The organism is Leptolyngbya sp. FACHB-261, assembly GCF_014696065.1.
Taxonomy (GTDB): Bacteria; Cyanobacteriota; Cyanobacteriia; order FACHB-261; family FACHB-261; genus FACHB-261.
Genome location: NZ_JACJPL010000031.1, coordinates 915,922 through 937,592 on the forward strand (window position 1 = coordinate 915,922; position 21,671 = coordinate 937,592).

Genomic DNA, 21,671 nt, shown 5'->3' on the forward strand with positions numbered 1-21,671 from the left:
AACCAATAGCTAGACATTTCATCAAGTATCTGTATCTTTCCGTTAAGAAAAGTTGAATTCCTAGTGCCGAACCGATATACTCACAACGGATTTTGTAGCCGCAAACACAATTTAGTCAGGATTGCAAGCTGCTACCGCAACACTCAAGGAGGTACGAGGTTTGGCTAGGAGACGGAAACGGAAGAGTCGGCGGCGTCTAGAGGGACGTAGAATCCTAGAACACGTTCCTCAGTTCAGCATTGACAGTGGCGACGATAAGCCGGTCACAGCGGCCCGTAAGTTTATCCATACTGCCGGGATTGCACCACCTGCCTTGCTACTCGTTCGACGGAACGAGCACACCACTGACCGCTATTTTTGGGCTGAGAAGGGCCTGTTCGGGGCACAATACGTAGAAGAAAATCACTTCCTCTTCCCTAGCCTCAAGCCACCGGAAGAGGCCGAAGAGTTGGCTGCTTCTGTTGGTTGAGACGATTGGTTTCAGGGAATCGGACCTCCACGCCATCGTGCCTAAACGGTACTCCGGCGTGGAGGTTATGCTTTTGAGCTCTAGACCCAGAGGTGAGAGCTTATGCCTGGGCTAGAATCCAGAAGTCTTAGAGTCTGAGTTCTGCCTGTGTCTGATTTGGGTGTCCATCGCCAGCAGTTTCCTGCTCTCGCTGACAAAGCTTATTTCAACTATGGCGGCCAGGGCCCACTTCCCTCATCTGCCCTAGAGATTATTCAAGAGAATTACCGCAAGATTGACCAGCTAGGACCCTTCAGTGCACAAGTCAACGCCTGGATTGCATCTGAGTGTGAAGCAACTCGGACTGCGATTGCGGCTGAGTTAGGCGCCCCCAGCCAAACCATAGCCTTGACAGAAGATACAACAGTTGGCTGCAATATTGCCCTCTGGGGATTGCCTTGGCAGGCTGGGGATCATCTGCTGCTGTCAGACTGTGAACACCCTGGTATCGTTGCAGCCGCCTTTCAGCTGCAGAAGCGTTTTGGCATTGAGGTCTCTTTTTGTCCCCTGCAGTCAACCCTGAATCCAAACGATGCGGTGGGGATCGTGCAGGCGTACCTGCGTCCTGCCACACGACTACTGGTGATTAGCCACATCCTCTGGAACACTGGGCAAGTCCTACCTCTTGCTGAGATTGTCCGTGTTTGTCATGCTCAAGGCACCCGGGTGCTAGTTGATGCGGCTCAATCAGTTGGCGTTCTACCCTTAAACTTGCCTGAATCAGCAGTCGACTTCTACGCCTTTACAGGGCACAAGTGGTGGTGTGGTCCCGCAGGGGTTGGCGGGCTTTATGTCAGCGTCGCAGCTCAGGCCGAGTTGGAACCAACCTTTATTGGCTGGCGTAGCACTCGCACCTACTCTTCTGCGGCACCTGCTGAGTGGCATCCGGATTGCCGTCGCTATGAAGTAGCCAGTTCCGCCTTCATGTTGTACGGTGGGCTGCGTCAGGCTATCGCTTCACATGCAGCTTGGGGGACGGCCCAAGCGCGTTATGAGCGTATCGTTAGCCTCAGTACTCAGCTCTGGCAACAGTTGCAGGCAATCCCAGACATCACTTGCCTGCGTCAGACTGCGCCAGAAGCTGGCTTAGTCTCGTTCCAGGTCAATGGGCAGGAGCACGCTAGCCTGGTCAAAGCCTTGGAGGAGCAAGCTGTGTTTGTACGTACCATTGCTGATCCCAACTGCATTCGGGCCTCCGTCCATTACTTGAGTACACCAGAAGATCTTCAAAAACTAGTAGACACCCTGCAAGCAGCCTTAGCCTGAGGCTCAGTTAGAGCAGCGCTCAGAAAATGCTGCTCTTGAAGGTAATTGACTGTAGACCTAAGATGCTCCAAACCAGCAGGCCTATGTAGTCGGACTGATTGGTTAGCAGTTGCTTCTTCCAGCCGTAGCGGCTTCGGAAGGCAAACACACAGACTGTGGGCAAGGTCATCACCAAGGGCAAGCCGGTATGGGCAATAAAGCCCTTGATGATCATTGGCACAGTTGCCACCTGTAAGGACAGGGCAGACCACTTTGCCGCTTCACCTAGGAACTGCTCCGAATCAAGGTATTCAACGACACAGCCGATGCCTGTGCATAACTGCCTTGACAGATTAGCCATAGTCGCTTTAGAAGTGCTTCTACAATTACCCTTGTAGACCCAGCCCGACCCGGAAGGTCTAATGTTAACTCTGAGTTACGTGTAGTCTTAATGACTTGAAATCCTTAGAAAATGGGTAAGCTCGCCTAGTAGTATGGACCACAGAGGTCATGCCTAAGTCTCCCTCGGGGAAGGCAGGACCTATTCCGGACTGGGAGGGATCTGTGCCAAAGACCAAGGTGGACAAGTTACTAACCGAAGTTGAAACGGCTCAAATTGCCATCAAGCGTAGGCTGGCGGCAATCGGCAGGCATCCGGAAATGTCGGAGATTGTGGCTCAACTCCAAGGCGAAGCTCTGGCTTTGCAGGCTGTCCACAATTTTCTCAGTGGTAGGGATGATGCTTGCAGTCAACTCAAGCGCCTTGCAAGACAGCCAGGGTTCTTGACCTTTCGTCGCGAGCAACAGAGAGGTAGGACTCCCCGAGCCGAGGATCATCAATAGAGATAGAGGCAACTCAAAAGCAAGGCTCAGTTCTAGACTTAGCTTCTAGGTTCAGCTCTAGATTTAGTTTTGGGCCTAGTTCTTCGCCGGTGGCTCTGGCTTGATGTGGCGTCGCTGCCAAGCTTCTAACACCGCTAAGTCCACCCCCTTAAACAGGTAGTACAATCCCGTAATCACCACGAAGGTCACCGTCACCACAGCAAGGGGAAAGCGGCTGGTGAAGTCATTGAGAGTGGTATAGAGCAGCTCTTCTGGCTGTGTGGCAATATCCCAACTGTTGAAGCGTCGGAAGCGGCCTAGATAGATACCCATCGCGCACAGCAAGTTCAGCCCTGACTCCATAGGCAAGACCCAGGACGGCCGCCGTTGCTTTTGCAGATAGTGGCCCAGATTTAGAAGGGACAGGACATGGGCTTGAAAGCCCGCCAGGATGAACAGGGCATACTGCGGAATCAGAATCAGCACAATCGTCCACAGGGGCAGAGGCGGCTCACGGCGAATCTCAGTAATCAGGTGAATCACATCAGTGAGCACATAAGCCGCATTCGGCAGAAATAGCAGAAAAGCGATTGCTGTTAACCACCAAAGCGTCCCTCGTCGCCCACCCTGTCCACGAGCTTTGCCTCTAAACAGCAACAAGCTCAGCCCTAGCGGAATCAAAGCGAGGAATAAATTCCAACCCAAGCCAAAGTCGGGATGCAGAACTTCCCAGATATATCGGCAGAAAGCAACCATTCGCGCAGCCATGCTCTCACCATAGATCCGGCTATAACTTGATTAACCTATAACCTGACCAGGGATGGATCGCCTGGTTCGATTTGAGGCCCGAGTTTAGATAAATTTCTGTTACAAAAGTTATAACAGCTCATTTCCATGAGTGCTGGGATCGAAACTGCTCCCTGCAACCGCCCCTACTGCAACGCTCTATCGCAAGCTTTCCCTTTTAAAATCATGGCTGATTTGCTCTCCAACCAAGATGTTCAGCGCCTAGACGAGTCTGCTGATCCGCAGTTCTACAGCTTTCCGCGCTTCGTGACCCATGTCGATGACGGCTTCATCGATCAACTCACCCGCCTTTATGCCGAGCGTATTCCAGCAGATAGTCGGGTACTGGATTTGATGAGCAGTTGGGTATCACACCTGCCGGATGCCTCCGAATTACCTTTGCGTGAGGTAGTAGGTCATGGTCTGAACGCAGAGGAACTGGGGCGCAATCCCAGTCTGGCTAAGTTCGTTGTGCAAGATCTGAATAAGAATCCACGTTTATCCTTCGAGGATCAATCTTTCGACGCAATTCTAATTGCTGTTTCTATCCAGTACGTCACCCGTCCTCTGGAGCTGTTTCAGGAACTACAGCGGCTCCTGACCCCTGGGGGAGTTGTAATCACCAGCTTCAGCAATCGCATGTTTCATCAAAAGGCGATTCGCGTTTGGATGGAGAGCAATGAGACAGAGCGGGTAGAACTGGTGAAGCGCTATTTCCAGAACGCTGGTGGCTTTGAGCGGATTGAGGCAGTACAGAACCAGGGCCGCAGTTCAGGTCCACTCGGTTGGCTGCTACCCGCAGGCGATCCTTTCTATGCCGTGCTTGGTTATAAGACAGCTCTAGCAGAGTGAAAACTGCTAGCAGAATCTGCCGAAGAGGAAAGCAGCTTGCTCGAAACAGCTGATTGACAGCAAGTTAAAGCCCCAGGCTTCCCTTACATAAGGTTGAACTTGGGGCTCTTGAACGATTTGACTTAGCTTAACTTAGCGAGCTTTTAGAGATCTTTGGACTAGAGATCTAGAGCTCAAAGGCCCAAAGCGGTAGCCCTAAGCGCTTTATTCCCACTCAATGGTGCCAGGTGGTTTGGAGGTAATGTCGTAGACGACACGGTTGACTCCCTTGACCTCGTTGACAATGCGGGTGGAGATAGTTTCCAGCAACTCATAGGGAACCTGCGCCCAGTCTGCCGTCATGCCATCCTCACTTTTAATCAGGCGCAACACAATTGGATAAGCATAGGTGCGCTGGTCACCCATGACGCCGACACTACGCACGGGTAGCAGCACAGCAAAGGCTTGCCAGAGTTGGGAATAGAAACCGGAACGATTGATTTCCTGGCGCACAATCAGGTCAGCATCCCGTACGATCTCTAGGCGCTCTAAGGTCACTTCACCAATAATGCGGATCGCTAGACCGGGACCCGGGAACGGATGGCGCTGTACAATCTCTTCGGGCAGACCTAATGAACGCCCGACCTTGCGCACTTCATCTTTAAAGAGCTTACGCAAGGGCTCAACTAGCTTGAAACGCAGGTCTTTAGGCAAACCACCGACATTGTGGTGGCTCTTGATCTTGACTGCGACCCTTTCGCCCGTTGCCGGATCGACGTTGGTATCAGCAGATTCGATCACATCCGGATAGAGCGTCCCTTGAGCTAGATAGTCAAAGGGACCAAGACGCCTAGACTCCGACTCAAATACTTGGATGAACTCGTGGCCAATGCGTCGCCGCTTCTCTTCAGGGTCGGTAACGCCTTCAAGTTGATCAAGGAAACGCTCTTGGGCGTTCACATACTCTACAGGGATGTGAAACTGCTCCTGAAACAGCTTCAGCAACCGCTCCGGCTCACCCTTACGCATGAAACCTTGGTCGATGAACATGCAGGTGAGCTTGTCACCAATAGCCTTGTGCAGCAAAAAGGCCAGCGTTGAAGAATCAACTCCGCCCGATAGAGCCAGCAGTACCCGCTTTTCACCGACCCGGGCTCGCACTTCGCGAATAGCGTCTTCCACAAAGGCTTCTGTCGTCCAGGTGGGTTCGCAACGACAGATGTGGTAAACAAAGTTGCGAATTAAGGCCATGCCACCTAGTGAATGCACCACTTCCGGGTGGAATTGCACACCGTAGAGGTTACGCTCATGGTGAGCGATGGCAGCACAGGGAGTATTTGCGGTATGTGCCAGGGTTTCAAAGCCATTAGGCAGAGCCGTCACCGAATCGCCATGGCTCATCCACATCGTGGTGCCGTCATCGACATTGGTCAGCAGATCGGTGGGATCGTCAATCTGGAGTGAGGCCTTGCCGTACTCTCCTCGCGCTGCCCGCTCAACCTGACCACCTAACTGCTGCACCATCAGCTGCATGCCGTAGCAAACACCCAGCACAGGAATACCTAGATTCCAAATCTCTGGGTCAGATAGGGGTGCGTGGTTGTCGTAAACCGAGCTGGGACCACCCGAAAGAATAATGCCCTGAGGATTAAGTTGTTTGAGCTGTTCTGCCGTTGTACGGTAGGAAAGAACCTCAGAGTAAACCTGGGTCTCCCGGATGCGTCGTGCGATTAGTTCGGAATACTGGGAGCCGAAATCCAGAATTGCAATCATCTGGCGCTCAATCTGGTAGGCACTCTCTATGGGTGCATCGGGAATTTGGGTCTGTGGAACCACCGTCAAGTGTCCTCTTACAGGCAATGGAGCTGGAAAATACCTGACCTTCAATTCAGGTAGGGTCAGCGCTCAGGTAGAGGTTTTCAAAAACTTATTGAAGGGTATTTGAACTAGATTACCATATCTGTGCTTGTACAACCTTCATCCCTAAAAGCCAAATGAATTGGCTGAAGGCCTTGACTGACTTCCAATGGCAGCGCTAGGATGATTAAGCTTCAACGCCGGGATAGCTCAGTTGGTAGAGCAGAGGACTGAAAATCCTCGTGTCACCAGTTCAAGTCTGGTTCCTGGCATCTCCTGGTACACCTCAAACATCGGCGCTTAAACTGCAAAAGCAACCCGTCGCTGTAGTAAGCACTGCCCTCTGTCTCGCACACCTCGGGTGGTGAAGCCGACGGGTCATGTCGATGATTTCAGACAGTATTACCAGCTAGCGCTTTGGGGCAGATGGTTCAAAATACGAAGGAGTTGACCTGCGGGAGCTTACCCCAGTCCGGGGATGAAGCCTGACCTCTGATTTACTGGCCTTTCTTCACCGCTTTTCCATTGAGATAAGAAGTATGCTGCCCCACGCTTCTACCAATACGGTCAGCAAAAGCAATTGCGTGAGCGTAAGAAGTGAATGAATGAAGCAACTTGCACAGAGGCAGCTCCAGTGTCCTTGCGAATGGTCTGTTGAGCATCGCCACAGATATTGGCTCTGACTTCTGACAAGTTGCCCCCATCTACAAACACGGGCCAGTACGTCCCATTCGGATCATACGGATCCCCACAGGTTGATTGGTAACTGTTCTAGTTCAGGGATAGATCTTGGTCAGTGAGAGAGCTGCTTGAGCTTGTGCCTGGGTTAGATTTTTCTAGCGTAGGTGGAGAGTAAGCGCCAGCATTGGTTTCTGTTGCTGACGCTAGATCATTTTCGCTACTGCTTCTCGCTTCCTCCACAGCTTTTTCTAAATCTTCTAAGCTCTGCTGAGCTTGCCTCGCCTGCTCCCCAATTTCTCCACCCCGGTCTTGAGAAGCAATCCACCAAACTTGAAGAACACTATACCCAGCACTTAAAATAACAACGACTAAGACTAGTATTACTGCAACCCTGAGTGAATCATTCAAGATTGATGTAAGCTTTCGACCACAGTTAGGGCAACTGGCGGCCTTGGGTGAGACCATGTGCCCACAATCGGGGCAAGATTTTAGGCTGTTCGCCATAGGGATTACTCAGGCTATAGTGCAACAAATAACCGTAACGGTAGACCCTGTTACTAGTGCTACTTCAGAGGTAAGCCACATACTTATTAGCCACTAGAACCATTTTGACCAGCTAGCCTATCGATTTAAGCTTGGTGATTCTTTGCTTAAGTAAGCTCTGAAGTCTTGCTGAGCTGTTGGGTGATAACCTCCATGATTCAACCACGCAAATAGGGTCTTCTGTACCTCGTATGAGATTGCTACATCAGTGGCAATCAACCGTGCAAAATGCTCGCAATTCCAGCCAAGCAATCCGTAGTCCCAAGAGCCAAAACATCTTAGGGCATGGGTTAGACGCTCGATAGTCTCACCAGGATTGAAAGCGATCTGGTCAATACCAAGCACAAAGTTAGCGTTGACTGTACGGCTTTCAAAGGTCTGCATGCCTTGCCCCGTATCAAAGATCAGGTCATCTGACAGCCCAATTCCGTAATGCCACACGAAGTCATGCCAATTAAGTAGCTTGCCATAAAATTCACTGTCCCGGTTGACATGACGCTTAATGTCTCTGATTCTTTCTTCTATCTCTTCAATGGATAAAGCCATCTATTCACTCCAGGTGCTCTCATTGCTTTAGGGCTGTGTAGCAGTGAATAGAAAAACAGAAGACAAATAGCTCTTTAAGTCTTATTGTCTAGGAGCTACTTACGTAGTTAAGTTCTGGTTTTTACTTTTGAGGAGGGCTTATGCACTCATTCGTTTTGCAGGCTCCATAATAAGCCAATCCGCCTGCAGCTATGATCCCTGCTACTGGCAATGCAACAGTGGTGGTTGTGGTTAAGCCAACAAATCCTAATACTCCTGGCATTGGAGCAGTGATGGTGGCTACCGTTATTGAGCCTAAACTTGCGCCTGCCGAGGCAAGCGTAGCTAGGAAGGAAGCTAGAGCTTTGACGTCATTCTCTTGCATTATCAACTCCTACAGTTCTCTTAGAGAGAATCCTTTAGCTTGAGCTTCAGTTCAAGTGAGATAGGTAGACTATCTATTTCCCTGGCAAGACTCTCTTTGGACTCGTTCTTTCTACGTTCTGCATAAACACCGGCAAGCAGAAAATCAATCCCATATTTGCTTAGAGCGTCAGCAACAAGTCCTGCAATTCCTAGCAGCCCTATGCCACCTAGCATACCGAATGGGCCACCTAGGGCTGCTAGAGCTGTTGTGATTGCGGCAGCGCCAGCAAAACCACTGAATGCCATTGTGACGACTAGCATGACACCAGGAAGCCCCAGCGCAGCAAGTTTTCTGACTATTTCGTCCATCTAGAACCTTGGCTACAAGCTTGAGAACACTGCGTCTACCTTGACAGATGTATTCACAGAGAGCTGTAAAGGTGCAGTGAAGCAGCATCAAGGTTGTCAGTAATTATAAGGTCACTTCCCTGAAAATCAAAAAATACGTTGTGTGAGGTGGCAGAGCAAGCTATTGAAGCGGATGTACAGGATCAAATCGCTCTATACAAGGTGCATACATCATAGGAGGGAAGGAAAACATCATTGCATCTATAGAAGTAAATGTTGTAAGGGACACGAGTAAGCCCACAATCATACAACTCATCAATCAGCTTCAACGGGTGCAGGGCATAACTGATGCAAACAGAGCAGATTTTGCCAAGTCTCATCCTCATATTGTTTTCAGAAATGGCATAGCTATCTACACCTAGAAAAACTATGCAGGCGTTGATCATGTGTTCATTACTGATCGCTCAGGAAAATGTGTTTATGGAGGGTATGTTAGCTGGGTGCACTCGGAATGCCTGAAAAGCTCTCTTCAAGCACTACATAGCGAGTTGAGAGACTATATTGTGTAAGTTCACGTCAGCTAATACAGATCTATGCTCCTTCGCCCCCTGTAGTTCTGCTTAGAGATAGGTCATCATTAGTTCAACAGCTAGCATCTTCACGGTGTTCACCTTTTTCTGTGGCTGGTAGGCTATTAGCCAACGCAACTAACAGCTAGAAATCTGGCGTTGCTTCATCTCTTCTAAGTCAACGATTCATTCAGTAGAGGACCATGAGGACAGTTCTAGTTGTAGACGATAACGAGTTGGCACGAACTGTCACTGCCAGAGTATTGAGCAGAAGCAACTTTGAGGTGCGCGAAGCTCAGAGCGGCACCGAGGGTATGGAAATGGTCCAAGATCAGCTTCCTGATCTGGTCGTGCTGGACATCGTAATGCCCGGAATGAATGGCTATGCTTTCTGTCGTTGGTTGAAGAGCACCCCAAAAGGTCAGCACATCCCGGTGATTATGTGCTCAGCTAAAAGCGAGGCGTTTGATCGATACTGGGGGATGAAGCAAGGAGTTGATGCTTACATCACCAAGCCATTTGAACCGATGGAACTGGTTGAGACAGTAAGGTGTGTGCTGCGGCAGTCTTTGCTAAAGGAAATGGAAAGACGTGTGCCCCATAAGCCATAGATGATAATCTGTTCACTCAATTTACCAAATTGTTTTCAATAGTTAGTAGCTATTTGTCTTGACTATCTTAATCACTATTTTATTCGCAAGATTTTAGTCTAGTTCACTCCTCCGTCTAAACTTGCTTTTAGCCCGTGGCTGTTTGGGCAGATATTTCTTAATCTTGCAGCTTTTCAGGTTAGGCTGAAACAAATCAAGGTAGTGCTGCTCTTGTTTGTTTAGCAAGCCAGCCAAGTATTATTTTAATCGCTTTTGTGATGGAAGTTGTGCTAAGAAAGGTATTTTGAGCTGGCATATGTGATTCAAAATCTAGCAACTTTGGGCTTGCCACCTCTTCAGTGGTCAAGCCTTTATTGAGTTTGTGAAATTTTGTTCAGAAAAAGCAAAGATCTCGCTGCAACCTGTAGGCTTTACTACAGTAAATTTACGCAATGCTTGTGTATTTTACGAAGGCCAGTTTTAGTAAAGTATCATGTGTCTTTTTTGTAGCTTACGTAACCTGAGTGACGCTCTACCTGAAACAACTCCAAGAACAATTTCCAGGGCAGCTCTTGCCAATGCGGCTCCTTCAGCGGGTGCTGCCGGGGTCGGCGATTCACTTTACCCAGGCTTTGGTAACGGTGGTTATGATGTTCAAAATTACACCGTTGATCTAAACGTCTCTGACGTTGACACCAGCACTCTGACTGGCATCACTACGATTGAAGCCGAGGCGACTCAGGGTCTCACCAGCTTCAATTTGGACCTCATTGGCTTCTCGGTTGACAGCATCACGGTCAATGGCAAACCTGCAACCTATAGCCGTGATGGGCAGGAGCTGACCATTACGCCAGCAGAGACGCTTGCTGAAGGCGAAGCGTTCACAGTAAAGGTGAACTATAACGGCTCGCCGGAGCAGATCACCTCAGTGGCAATTCCAGTGCTGACTGGCTGGGTGATCTTTGATGGGGGCAGCTTTGTTCTCAGTGAACCAGATGGCGCGGCGAATTATTATCCAGTCAACGATCACCCGCTGGACAAAGCTTCTTATACATTCCGCGTTACAGTTCCAGAACCCTTTGAGGTTGCCGCGAATGGGGTGCTGGAGCAAACCATCGACAATGGCAATACGACTACCTATATTTTTGAAGCTCGCGATCCGATGGCGAGCTACCTAACGACAGTTAATATCAGTCAATTTGATCTCGATACCGATGGAACGGCGAACGGAATTCCGATTCGCAATTATTTCGCTGAGGGCATTGCGCCAGACCTACTCAAGCCGTTTGATCTTCAGCCGGAGATGCTCACTTATTTTAGTGAGCTTTTTGGTCCTTACCCGTTTGATGTCTATGGCTCTGTGGTTATGAACACAGACACAGGCGCAGCCCTGGAGACGCAAACTCTGTCGATTTTCGGCACGGGTCAATTGGGCCGGAACCCAGCTTTTCTAGGTGGGTTTGCTTCGAGTACTGAAGAGGTGGTTGCCCATGAGCTAGCTCACCAGTGGTTTGGCAACAGCGTGAGTTTGGCCGATTGGAGCGACATCTGGCTGAATGAAAGCTTTGCTACCTACTCGCAAGGGTTGTGGATTGAGAACACTCAAGGCCGCGATGCTCTAGATGAGTGGGTAGTCAACAAGTACAACACAGTCGTAGATGCCAAGGCGGAATTAGTTGCGCCCGGTTTGCCACCAGCAGATGATTTGTTTAACTCGGGTGTGTATGACTGGGGGGCATTGGCCTTACATGCGCTACGGCTAGAAGTCGGCGATACCGATTTCTTCGATACCTTGCAGACTTATTACGAACGCTATCGTAATGGCAATGTCACGAGTGAGGACTTCTTTGGCGTAGCTGAAGAAGTGAGTGGGCAAGAACTGAGTGCCTTCTTTCAAGACTGGATTTACAGCGGTGAGATTCCACCGATTGCCCAGTTGGGATTATCCTCTGATCCAACTGGTGACCAAACCCTAACAGGTACGAACGCCGCTGAAGTGATTTTTGGCCGCGATGGTGACGATACCATTTACGGGAAGGGTGGCATCAATGTTCTGATTGGTGGTGCTGGGGATGACACTCTCTACGGGGGTTCCAGCAAAGACACGATCACGGCTGGAGATGGCAACGACACGGTTTATGGCAGAGGCGGCACCAATACGCTCAACGGTGGTAATGGCGATGACCTGATTTACGGTGGCTCCAGCGCCGATACGCTTACGGCAGGGGCTGGCAACGACACGGTTTATGGGGGTGGCGGTAACGATACAGTCAACGGTGGCGCGGGCGATGACCTCATCTATGGCGGTTCCAACGCCGATACGATCACAGCGGGGGCTGGCAATGACACGATCTACGGTAGAGGTGGCGCGGATTCGATCAATAGTGGCGCTGGTTTAGATACCATCTGGCTTGGTCCTGGTATGGCCACTGTGGTGCTATCGCTGGGTGACGGCTTCGATACCATCAATAACTTCAAACTGGGCTCAACTAAGTTTCAGGTTACTAGCCTGGATACGTTGTCCTTTACGGATAGTACTGATGGTGCCCAGATTTTCCAAGGGGATGATCTGCTCGCGGTGGTGACGAAGAAAGCAGCCAGTCTTTTGAGTGACAACACAAGTCAAATCTTTGTGGTGTAACTAACGTCGCCTAGCTTAAGTTCGAGTCTAAGCAGGGACATATAGTTTATGTCCCTGCTATAGCAAGCTAATTTGAGGTTGCTCTCGCTAGTCCAAGCCCTATCTTCTTGGGCATGAGGTCATGTCTGAGCTGACTTGTGGCGGCAGTTGAGCAGGACAAACTAACCGTCAGTGATTGAGCTGAACGACGGTTTTATTCAAGATGCTGGCATCCTCTCGCCATTCGCGAATGGTCTCTCGGTTTTGCCGTTGGGTCACGGCCTGTTCTGCTTGCCAAAAGCAAATTCGACTGAGAGCAGCGACAACTGCCGAGAGACTATAGCGCTGCATTAAGACCCTCAAAATATTCAAATCGCTGTCGCTAAAAGTGGGTGCAGGCGATTGAGTCATAACCAAAAATCCTCAATAGGTTTTGAGGGGCAACCGGTGAAGATTGCCCCTTCGCTCCCTCTCTAGGTTCCCGCCTGACCCGCTTGGAATAGGTTGACCCCAACGGAGTGCTAAACTCCGTCGTAGCCTTTGGGCTGGCAAACACCAACCTAGAGGTCAGTCGCCGAGGGTTGCGGTTATCAACCCTCGGCGGCGCTTTGAGAACTGGACTGAACGAAAGATAAGTCAAAGTAAGGCGTTTGGCAAGCCCAGTTTGAGACTAATTTCAGAGGCTTCTGATCCAGGCGCAGAACTCTGTGCCAGCAATGCCCTGTGTCAGTTGAGTAAAGAGTTTGGGCAACCACAAGGGATTGCCCCTACCGATGCTCATGCGCTTAATTTGCGTCATTCCCTAGGCGGTCTGAGGCTTATTGTTGGATTGGCTTGCTGACTCCCGGATGCGTTTCTGGCTGCTCCTACGCACGCGCTCGCTCTTGCGCACGCCACCGGCCATTTCGTACTGAACGCTGTCCTTGCCGTAGCGGTAGGCAATGCCAATCAACAGTTTGTCAGCCATATCACCCAGGCTTTTCTCTAGCTCAGCGATCTCGGTCGTAGAAGAATCAATGACAGCCAGAGCAGTGTTATAAGCATCAATTCTGAGCCGTAATCTCTCGATAGTGCTAGTAAAGTTGCTCAACTTGACCGAATTGTCAAACTCCAGTTGTGGATCAACGGCTTTTAGGCCAGAGGCGCGTAGTTCAGCTTTTTCTAAAACTCTCGAAGTGCGCTTTCTGCGAGCCATGATTTCATCCCTTAAGTGAAAGGTCTAGTGTCAGATTTCCCACCTTCCTTAGGCTGTTTACCAATTTGATTTACGAGGATCTCACAGACTTTTACTACCTCTTCAAGAAAATTCAGTAGATTTTCTGAGGCTGTTCAAAAGGTAGCCTGATCAATTCTCAATGACAAATGTAAAGCAAATTAAAGATCAACTAAAATCTTTGTTGACGTTACTCCCGGACTTGTTGACGTTACTTCCACAAGTCCGGGAGTAACGTCAACAACTTCTGTCCCTACAACAACAAGTCCGGGAGTAACGTCAACAAGTCCGGAAGTAACGACAGCAAGTCCGGGAGTAACGACAGCAAGTCTGGTTGTTGTGATCACAAGCTGGTGCCTTGCTCACACTTCCGCTGCTCTGAAACTTGACCAGACGCAGGTGAAATCTGCCTTCAGTGAAGGAGCCTGTCCGACTACGGTTGTTCTAACCAGGGTTACCGTTTACCTTGGTGCGACTCTGACAGGTAGAAAAAATCAGGTTCTTGCCACTCTCAACGTTTTACCTGGACATAGGCTGAGACCTTCGGCCCATCAAGTGCTGAGGTTAACATGCAGATAGCTTCTGTCTAGTAAACTCCCAGTCCACTTGATTATCTGTTAGGACTGTTGCAGTAGCTGTCTGTCACACTTGTTAAGTTCTCAAGTGTTATTCTAAAGCTGAAGTAGTATTAGTGTGCACAACATGCCAGAATGCAAAGTATTCTATTCATGGCAGTCAGACTTACCCAACTCTACTAATCGTGGCTTTATCGAAAAAGCCCTTGAAAATGCGGTGAAATCAATTCGCAATGATGAGTCCATAGAAGTTGAACCAGTTGTAGATCGTGATACTACTGGTGTTCCTGGATCACCTGATATTGCAAGTACTATTTTTGCCAAAATCGAGCAAACTCACATCTTCGTGTGTGATATTTCGATTATTAATTCAGGAAGTCAATTCCGTCCAACACCAAATCCGAATGTTTTGATTGAACTGGGTTATGCTATCAAAACTCTTGGTCCGGAACGGATCGTCATGATTATGAATACAGCATTTGGCGTACCAGAACATCTTCCATTCGACTTGCGAATGAGAAGAGTAATTACTTACAAAATACCCGAAGCACCTACAGAAAAAGCATCAGAACGCAGACAACTTGAGACGAAGTTGGTGGCTGCATTGGACACTATCTTTACAGATCATAGATTGCAAACAGTTGGCAAAATCATTCAACCTATATCCATAGGTGAGCAAGCGAGAATAGCTGTTGAAAATACCCAACCTAATCAGGAGGTTTTAACTCGTAAGTTCATGACCGACTTGGTGGAGCGGCTTGATTCTATCGCTCCAAGTTTGACGGAAGTGGTTTCCGACCAAATGATCATAGATGCAATAGGGCAAACTATTGAACTTGGAGTAGAGTTTTCTCATCTTGCAGAAGCCATTGCATCAATGAGTGCGCTAAATGCTGCAACGGCTATGTATAGGGGGTTTGAAGAAGTTCTCAATCGTTACGGTACACCAACTGGATTTGCAGGCAGTTTTTATAAGCAGGCTTTTGACTTTTACAAGTTTGTAGGGCATGAGTTTTTTGTAATGTTTTTCTCATTTCTAATTCGCGAGGAGCAATGGGAGATTATTACAAAAATCTTAGATGAAGACTTATACGTTGAAAGACCTTACGATTATAGCAAGCCTGATAATGTACCATTTACCTATATATGCTCACCTCTCGACTCTCTAGAGAATCGAAGACAACGCCTTAATCTCAATACAATATCTGTACATGCTGACCTACTTAACGAGCGTCATACTCAAGGAGATCTAGCTGAAGTTGTTCCCATGCAGCAATTCATAAACGCTGACTGTTTTCTATTTCTGAGAGCAGAACTCCAGCCATACACAATTAGTGCCTTCTCTGGATGGGCCGCATGGAGTATTATCTACGTCAAACAACCACCACGGTATTTAATCGAGGCTTATCGAATTAAGAACGCCCAGAAACTTCTAGCCCCATTAAAAATGGATAATGTCGAGATGCTTAGAGATAGAATGATTGAGATTACTCCTAAATTAGACCAAGCATTTAGACAAAATGTTTCACTTTACTTTCGCAAGCATCCTCTAGGAGATTTCTCCCCTCAAGATATTGGAAGCCGACAATAGCAGAAGTTCTAAGTGGTACTAAGTAAGTAACAATAACCAGTCTGGAGGTAACGATAGCAAGTGTGAAAGTATGATGTCTAACAAATGCTCGCACCCGAAGAGAATACTTAATTCATGAACAGTATGACATGATTGCCGGTAAAGGCGATTGAGTAAGTTACATGACGACTTGTCAGGACATTCGCCGTCAAGTTGAAAATCTTAAACCCGATGAGCAACTGCGTTTGTTAGCGGGGTTAGCTGGAATAGTAAGCCGTCGCATGGCTCCAAAACCTAAATACAGCATCATGGAACTGGAAGGGTTAGGAAAAGAAATCTGGCAAGGCATTGATGCTCAGGAGTACGTTGATCAGGAACGAGATTCATGGAATGACTAATCCAGTTACAAACTATCAACCGATTGTGTAACAACACAGCTGAGGTTTATGAAACCTATTAGGAATATTCTTCTCATTATCCTTAGCTCATCTATTCTTGCGCCCGTTATCGCGTCCCTACTGGATAGACCATCCCTCAGATTGATCAGTCAGTGGCCCCAATCGACATCCGTAAATTACCAATCACCTGGACCTTATTATTTGTCTGTAGTTGAAAGTGATATAGATTGGCGGGGTTTTCCTATACACATCGAACGGAATCATTTCATCTATGTCGGTCTTGAGAGCGGTAGTCCAACATACGGACACTACATTGACTTCTCATTTCATCCCGGCTACGACGATGTTGAGACACATATCAAGAAATCTGTTGTTGAATGGTCAGATTCTGGCGTGACCTTCAAGGAGGCTTCAGGCCACATCCTATTCATTCCAAAAGCAATGTTCACCGGAGGCCGCTAAAAGTTAGCTTGCTTTGTTTCTGATTTTGCGCGTCGCGTTAGGTCTTTGGGTTTAAGTCGCTACAATACGAGCAAGGTCAAGCTGCCCAATTCCTGTAATAACTTCTATTGTTCTTAACCTCAAGCCCCTCATTGAACTGAGTGATGACCAGTTCTAGTAGCTCAAAAACTTATAATAAAAACAACCTCTGCCTAAGGAAAGATTTAGCTTGCCTTCAAATAAAGTAGAAATGGAATGCTAAATCTAATGGAGATCGTATCCTATGAAACTAAATCGTTTTATGAAAGGGTTCGCGACTGCAGGACGTTGGCTGGCGACAACACTGTTATTTCTATCAGCGATCACCTTCGTTTGGCAGGGTGCGTTTTTCTCTGACACCGCGGCAATGGCTGCTCCCGCTACAAACCTAATCGCATCAGCAGATGCAGGCTCTCGGGCTCAAGGCAAAGCGAGTGAAGATGCTGGGCGGACCAAAGGTTTCGTTCGAGATACTGCAGAACAAGTTAAGAAAACTGCCAACAAAAACGCTGAGCGGGTTGAAAAAGCATCGGATGATAAGGGTGGCTTCTTTGCGCGTAGAGCCAAGAGAGATAGAGATTTAATTGAGAAGAGAGCAAATGAAGATGCGGCTCGGACTCAAAAAGCAATAGATGCTAGCAAAAATGCTGTCGAACGCACTGTTGATGGCGTCAAGGATGCTCTAGGCAACTAGACAGTAGGTAATAGCTTGAAAGCCAGACAATCTAGATTGTCTGGCTTTCAAGCTATTTTTGCGGGCAGAAATCAGAACAACGTCAGCGAACACAGGGACTTTGGTGAGTTGTTAGGCTGCTCGCTTAGCTTGTCTACTGATCAGATTGAATAACTTGCAGCACCTCGTCCAAAATTTTCAAGGAGCGCTCCTGATCCGACTCTCCAAACCAAGATTGGAACCAATCGCTTAGCGCAGCAGCAAAACCCTGAAGTCCTCCCTCAGTCTTGGGCTGGACATACTGTTTGGCGATTCCTAGCAAGGCATAAGCCTTGTATTGTCGCTCGCTTATCGTCCGAGCAAGTTGAAGCCCCTGCTCAAACTGTCCCTGCTCAGCAAAACCACGAGCTAACTCTGGGAAAATCCATTGCATGTGTTGTGTTTCACCAGGCGGTGCTGGAATTGATTTCACCACTTGCAAGGCTCGGTCGGGTTGCCCTGACTCCACATAACCAGAGGCAATCTCCGGAAAAACACTCTTCACTTGCCATTTCTGGGCAAACTGTAGCGCCTGGTCATACTGCTTCTGCGCTAGATAATGCCTCGCGATCTCTGCCAGCGTATTGTTTCGGTGGCTTCTTACTTGGGTGGCGAGTTCTGTTGCCCGCTCCACCTCTCCAGCTTTGGCATAGCCAATCGCGATTCCGCTCAACGCACCTTCGCGTTCCTCCACCTCTTCGATGGCTTGAGCTATCTGCTGAGCTTGATCAAAATTGCCAACTTTGGCATAGCTTCTTGCCACACTAACTAATCCCAAATCTCTAGCTTGCGGTTGCTTGATTGCCTGCGCTAGCACTCTAGCTTCAGCTAGTACCTCGGTTGCTTTAGTTTGCTCGCCCAGGACTGCATATTGCTCTGCAACTTCACTCAAGAGAGAGACTCTTGCACCAGGGTAAAGCTTAATCACCAAGGTCCGAATTTGAGGCACCGTTTGATCTAGGATTTCGATGGCTCGACGCTGTTGCCCCGCCTCTGCAAACTGCTTGGCAATTCTGAATTTTTGACCGATTTGCAATGACTCGGATTCACTCAATTCCCCACCTTCGACTGGCTGCTGAAGCGCTTGCTCCAACACAGGCAGCATCTGCCGTTTGAGTTCAGGCTGACTCAGCCGTTCAGCCATCCCAATTAAAATGAGGGTGCGATAGTCAGCGGGAACATTTTGGGCGAAGGTCAGTGCCTGTTGCACCTGCTGCTTGGCTGGCTTGATGGCACCATCTTCGGCACGATGATTGGCAATCTCTGCCAGGGTGATCGGATCGCCCATGCCAGTGGCGATTGCAGTGGCAATGTCTTCATGTCCAGCTTGGGAAAACTCTTTAGCACGATTGAGCAGCGACTCATCAGGTGAGGTGGCACTACGACTACAACCTGTCGCTGCTTGAGCGCGAGCAACCTGAATTGATTCTGCCAACAGTTGCTTGCCTTTAGCTTCTTGACCCGCTAGCCAGTACCCCCCGGCTACCCTAACTAACGAATTACCCTGGAAGCATTTCTCCGGCATGCCTCTAGTGAGTAGCAGCGCTTGATCTAAGACCTGGATCGCTCGGTCTGAGTCTGCAATTGCAGCGTATTGCCAGGCTGCCTCCGTATACATACGAACTTTGTCAGAATCGGTTGTTGTGGCAAGGGCTTGCTCAGCCTGTCCAGCCAACATTAGGAAGAGGGCTATGGCAAGGATAGGATTTCGAGTTCTTAAATCCATGTTTGTCTGACTCACTTAATTTGCGGTGCCTGATGTGATGGGTCAAGACGCACCTCTCCTCAGAAGACAGTTTTTGGAGTTGGCTTGAGCCAAGTTCCGGCAGAGCTTCATCCAAACTTTAAGAACCCAAAAAAATCAAACAGAGGTACCAAACCTGCTCTACCTCTCAATGAGGAAACACGATTAAGAGTTGATCAGCAAATGAAGCCAAGCCAGTTCAAAGATAGTTTATTCCAGCTAGTCTAGCTAGTCTAGCTAGTTCGATAGGTTTTCGGGGCCACCCCCATATACTGTCGAAACCACTTGCCTAGATGACTATGGCTACTAAACCCACAGAGTAGAGCAATGTCCATGATCGGCAGGTCTGTCGTTTTGAGTAACTGCTTGGCGCGTTCCACCCGTTGCTGAAGGACATATTGGTAAGGAGATACTCCTGTTGATTGCTTAAAGAGCCGACTAAAATGAAACTGACTTAATCCCAGCACTTCAGCGAGACTAGAGAGTTGAATATCGTCTGCTAAGCAATCATTGATGTAGTCTGTAACTTGCAATAGCTGGCAATCACTTAATCCTCCAGCGTACAAAACAACGGATGATTGAACAGCATAATAATTTCTGAGCAAATTCACAGCTAACACGTTTGTTAGCGATTCGACATAGAGCCGTCCTGCGGGTCCCCCATCGTGGAGTTCACTCAACAACATCATGCCAATTTGTTCGATCTGAGGGTTTTTAGTTCTGAATTCTGGCAAGAGTGCTATGCGACTAGCGCCAATTTCAAGTGCATTTTGAGCAACTTGCTCTAGAAACTTAGATGTAACGCGAATCCGTAAGTATCGATCATCTTGGTGCCATTGACTGAATAGGAGCACTCCCGCAGGAGCAATGGTTAAGTCGCCTCTGCTGAAAAGGCTGGTTTGACGGTGGTCGTCTAACACCTGCAACAAACGAGAAGGGCGACGGTTCAACGATAAGCAGAGGGTGTGTTCTGCTAGGCTCTGATATTGCTCTTGCCCCGGAGGTTGATGAAACTCTTCCACCACAAGGTTCTTCCAACCATAAACTTGACTGGAGACAAGCGGGGGCTGGAGTTTAGCCTCTGGCGATTGAACAGTCCGCATTGATGTTGTCACTGGTGATTGCATCGCAGAGACCTTTCTATCTGCCTTAGTTTAAGGGATTTTAGGATGGTAGCCGCTTAGAATTTAGAACCTATCGCAAGATGCTGATAGTTGCGCAAGGTTTGAGTAGTCAGTCGGCATTCAAATTTCTTAGATTGTAAACCGTGAATCAGTATTATGGCGAAGAGGCACAGCAATCGTGACTAAAAGGTTAGTTAAATCGAGCATTGAGATAGAGGGTCGTGAATTTCTAAAACTTGCCGTCCCCCTAGCCAGTGCTCAAGTCGCCCAAGCTGCTGTTGGCTTTGTAGACACGATTATGATGGGCCACTTAAACACGGAAAGTCTAGCAGCTGGCGGCTTAGCATCAGTATCCTTTCAGCTTGTCTTGAACATAGCGAGCGGTATCGTGATGGCAGTCAGCCCACTGGTCGCAGAAGCTTATGGGGCAGGCCGAAAAAGGCAAATCGAGCAAATTGCGCGTCAAGGAATATGGTTATCGGTGCTTCTCAGCATCCCTCTGATGTTGATAATTAGGCATTTAGATTCAGCATTACTTTTGCTTCAGCAACCTGCGCCAATCGTTGCCCTTGCAGATCAGTATCTCAACTTCATCCTGTGGGGAATCTTTCCAGCGCTGGGGTTTGCGATGTTGAGAGGCTATGTATCGGCTATCTCCCAAGCCCATGTTGTGACCGTGATTGTCGTGATCGGAACGCTGTTCAATGTGGCAGGCAATTATATTTTAGGATTCGGTAAGTTTGGCTTTCCACGCATGGAGTTAGCGGGGCTAGGATTAGCCAGTGGGCTAAGCTTCTGGTTAATGTTCCTGATTTTCCTGATCTACATTCTTAGGCATCCACAGTTAAAGGAATACCGCTTCTTGCAGAATCTGCATCGGCTGAGGCCTCAGCTTCTGCAGCGTTTAATGGTGATTGGAGTCGCAATCGCCGTTACTATTGCCTTGGAATATGGATTGTTCGCAGTTATCACATTTCTCATGGGCATCTTGGGAACCGAAGTCCTAGCGGCGCATCAGACGGTCTACCAAACGATGTACATCATTTTCATGGTTCCCTTGGGGATGTCTTATGCAGTTACTGCCCGCGTCGGTCAGTGGTTCGGACAGCAAGATCTTAAAGGGGCAAGACGAGCTGGGTATGTCAGCATTGGCATTGCAGCAACATTCATGGTCCTGACAGCCATCGCTTTAATCGTATATCGTCAACAGGTGATTGGCCTCTACTTGGATATTGACAACCCAGAGAATGCTTATGTAATCAGATTAGCCGTGCCGATGCTGCTCATCTCCGCGTTAGCTCAACTCTTGGATGGGGTACAGCGGGTCGCAATGGGTGCATTATATGGACTTCAAGATACCCGCCTACCGATGTTTTTAAGTGGGCTCGCTTTCTGGGGTGTGGGATTGACTAGTGGCTACCTGCTGGGATTTCCCTTAGGGCTGGGAGGTGTTGGACTGTGGACAGGACAATCAATTGGGGTAGCCGTCGCTGGCGTGATTTTCGTGTGGCGTTTTCATAGGCTAACTGCCCGAAGATGCTACCTTGGTTCCGAGTGATGTTAT

20 protein-coding genes and 1 tRNA gene are annotated in these 21,671 nt (G+C 48.5%); 11 read left to right on the top strand and 10 right to left on the bottom strand.

Features of this window, described 5'->3' with window-relative positions; translation table 11 throughout:
* The first annotated feature begins 160 nt into the window (after window positions 1-160).
* Both H6F94_RS29335 and H6F94_RS29340 read left to right on the top strand, forming a co-directional pair.
* Window positions 161-469: a DUF3155 domain-containing protein gene (locus tag H6F94_RS29335; RefSeq protein WP_190805782.1), complete on the top strand. Its 309-nt coding sequence runs from the start codon at window positions 161-163 to the stop codon at window positions 467-469.
* Window positions 470-616: 147 nt separating this feature from the next.
* Entirely contained in the window at window positions 617-1,774 is a 1,158-nt protein-coding gene (locus H6F94_RS29340; RefSeq protein WP_313949397.1) for an aminotransferase class V-fold PLP-dependent enzyme, read from the top strand.
* A gap of 19 nt (window positions 1,775-1,793) precedes the next feature.
* Here H6F94_RS29340 and H6F94_RS29345 read toward each other — a convergent pair whose 3' ends face one another.
* Window positions 1,794-2,114, bottom strand: a complete 321-nt coding sequence (locus H6F94_RS29345) for a hypothetical protein (protein ID WP_190805783.1) — start codon at window positions 2,112-2,114, stop codon at window positions 1,794-1,796.
* A 203-nt stretch (window positions 2,115-2,317) separates the two neighbouring features.
* Between H6F94_RS29345 and H6F94_RS29350 the strand changes: the two genes are divergently transcribed.
* Entirely contained in the window at window positions 2,318-2,596 is a 279-nt protein-coding gene (locus H6F94_RS29350; RefSeq protein ID WP_190805784.1) for a hypothetical protein, read from the top strand.
* A gap of 75 nt (window positions 2,597-2,671) precedes the next feature.
* Here H6F94_RS29350 and H6F94_RS29355 read toward each other — a convergent pair whose 3' ends face one another.
* The gene (locus H6F94_RS29355) at window positions 2,672-3,343 is read right to left on the bottom strand and encodes a DUF1361 domain-containing protein (RefSeq protein ID WP_190805785.1); all 672 of its coding nucleotides are present in this window, start codon (window positions 3,341-3,343) and stop codon (window positions 2,672-2,674) included.
* Between the two features lie 126 nt (window positions 3,344-3,469).
* On the opposite strand from H6F94_RS29355, the gene H6F94_RS29360 reads away from it, so the two are divergent.
* Window positions 3,470-4,213, top strand: coding sequence for a class I SAM-dependent methyltransferase (locus tag H6F94_RS29360; protein WP_242041460.1), 744 nt, complete (start codon window positions 3,470-3,472; stop codon window positions 4,211-4,213).
* A gap of 204 nt (window positions 4,214-4,417) precedes the next feature.
* Here H6F94_RS29360 and guaA read toward each other — a convergent pair whose 3' ends face one another.
* Window positions 4,418-6,028, bottom strand: coding sequence for a glutamine-hydrolyzing GMP synthase (gene guaA, locus H6F94_RS29365; protein WP_524537857.1), 1,611 nt, complete (start codon window positions 6,026-6,028; stop codon window positions 4,418-4,420).
* A gap of 220 nt (window positions 6,029-6,248) precedes the next feature.
* On the opposite strand from guaA, the gene H6F94_RS29370 reads away from it, so the two are divergent.
* Window positions 6,249-6,321: transfer RNA gene (locus H6F94_RS29370), tRNA-Phe, on the top strand.
* 499 nt (window positions 6,322-6,820) lie between these two features.
* On the opposite strand, the gene H6F94_RS33670 is transcribed toward H6F94_RS29370, so the two are convergent.
* The 3 genes from H6F94_RS33670 to H6F94_RS29380 form a co-directional block, all read right to left on the bottom strand.
* The gene (locus H6F94_RS33670) at window positions 6,821-7,234 is read right to left on the bottom strand and encodes a zinc ribbon domain-containing protein (RefSeq protein WP_396426466.1); all 414 of its coding nucleotides are present in this window, start codon (window positions 7,232-7,234) and stop codon (window positions 6,821-6,823) included.
* Window positions 7,235-7,351: 117 nt separating this feature from the next.
* On the bottom strand, window positions 7,352-7,819 hold the full coding sequence (locus H6F94_RS29375) for a C40 family peptidase (RefSeq protein ID WP_190805786.1): 468 nt from the start codon (window positions 7,817-7,819) through the stop codon (window positions 7,352-7,354).
* Window positions 7,820-8,203: 384 nt separating this feature from the next.
* A complete protein-coding gene (locus tag H6F94_RS29380) occupies window positions 8,204-8,533 on the bottom strand; it encodes a hypothetical protein (protein WP_190805787.1) in 330 nt (109 codons plus the stop codon).
* Window positions 8,534-9,284: 751 nt separating this feature from the next.
* Between H6F94_RS29380 and H6F94_RS29385 the strand changes: the two genes are divergently transcribed.
* Together H6F94_RS29385 and H6F94_RS29390 are read left to right on the top strand one after the other, a co-directional pair.
* Complete coding sequence (locus tag H6F94_RS29385; protein ID WP_190805788.1) at window positions 9,285-9,692, top strand: response regulator; 408 nt, start codon at window positions 9,285-9,287, stop codon at window positions 9,690-9,692.
* Between the two features lie 472 nt (window positions 9,693-10,164).
* Window positions 10,165-12,312 (top strand): M1 family aminopeptidase, encoded by a 2,148-nt coding sequence (locus H6F94_RS29390; RefSeq protein WP_190805789.1) that lies wholly within the window; start codon window positions 10,165-10,167, stop codon window positions 12,310-12,312.
* A 168-nt stretch (window positions 12,313-12,480) separates the two neighbouring features.
* Here H6F94_RS29390 and H6F94_RS29395 read toward each other — a convergent pair whose 3' ends face one another.
* Complete coding sequence (locus H6F94_RS29395) at window positions 12,481-12,702, bottom strand: hypothetical protein (RefSeq protein WP_190805790.1); 222 nt, start codon at window positions 12,700-12,702, stop codon at window positions 12,481-12,483.
* A gap of 391 nt (window positions 12,703-13,093) precedes the next feature.
* Entirely contained in the window at window positions 13,094-13,486 is a 393-nt protein-coding gene (locus H6F94_RS29400; RefSeq protein ID WP_190805791.1) for a hypothetical protein, read from the bottom strand.
* Window positions 13,487-14,197: 711 nt separating this feature from the next.
* On the opposite strand from H6F94_RS29400, the gene H6F94_RS29405 reads away from it, so the two are divergent.
* From H6F94_RS29405 to H6F94_RS29415, 3 genes are all read left to right on the top strand, one after another.
* Complete coding sequence (locus tag H6F94_RS29405) at window positions 14,198-15,670, top strand: hypothetical protein (RefSeq protein WP_190805792.1); 1,473 nt, start codon at window positions 14,198-14,200, stop codon at window positions 15,668-15,670.
* A gap of 161 nt (window positions 15,671-15,831) precedes the next feature.
* A complete protein-coding gene (locus H6F94_RS29410) occupies window positions 15,832-16,047 on the top strand; it encodes a hypothetical protein (protein WP_190805793.1) in 216 nt (71 codons plus the stop codon).
* A gap of 724 nt (window positions 16,048-16,771) precedes the next feature.
* Entirely contained in the window at window positions 16,772-17,221 is a 450-nt protein-coding gene (locus H6F94_RS29415; protein ID WP_190805794.1) for a hypothetical protein, read from the top strand.
* 133 nt (window positions 17,222-17,354) lie between these two features.
* Here the strand turns inward: H6F94_RS29415 and H6F94_RS29420 are convergent, their stop codons facing one another.
* A complete protein-coding gene (locus tag H6F94_RS29420) occupies window positions 17,355-18,965 on the bottom strand; it encodes a tetratricopeptide repeat protein (protein ID WP_190805795.1) in 1,611 nt (536 codons plus the stop codon).
* Window positions 18,966-19,216: 251 nt separating this feature from the next.
* On the bottom strand, window positions 19,217-20,086 hold the full coding sequence (locus tag H6F94_RS29425) for a helix-turn-helix domain-containing protein (RefSeq protein WP_199320698.1): 870 nt from the start codon (window positions 20,084-20,086) through the stop codon (window positions 19,217-19,219).
* A 199-nt stretch (window positions 20,087-20,285) separates the two neighbouring features.
* Between H6F94_RS29425 and H6F94_RS29430 the strand changes: the two genes are divergently transcribed.
* Window positions 20,286-21,665, top strand: a complete 1,380-nt coding sequence (locus H6F94_RS29430; protein WP_190805797.1) for an MATE family efflux transporter — start codon at window positions 20,286-20,288, stop codon at window positions 21,663-21,665.
* Window positions 21,666-21,671 lie beyond the last annotated feature (6 nt).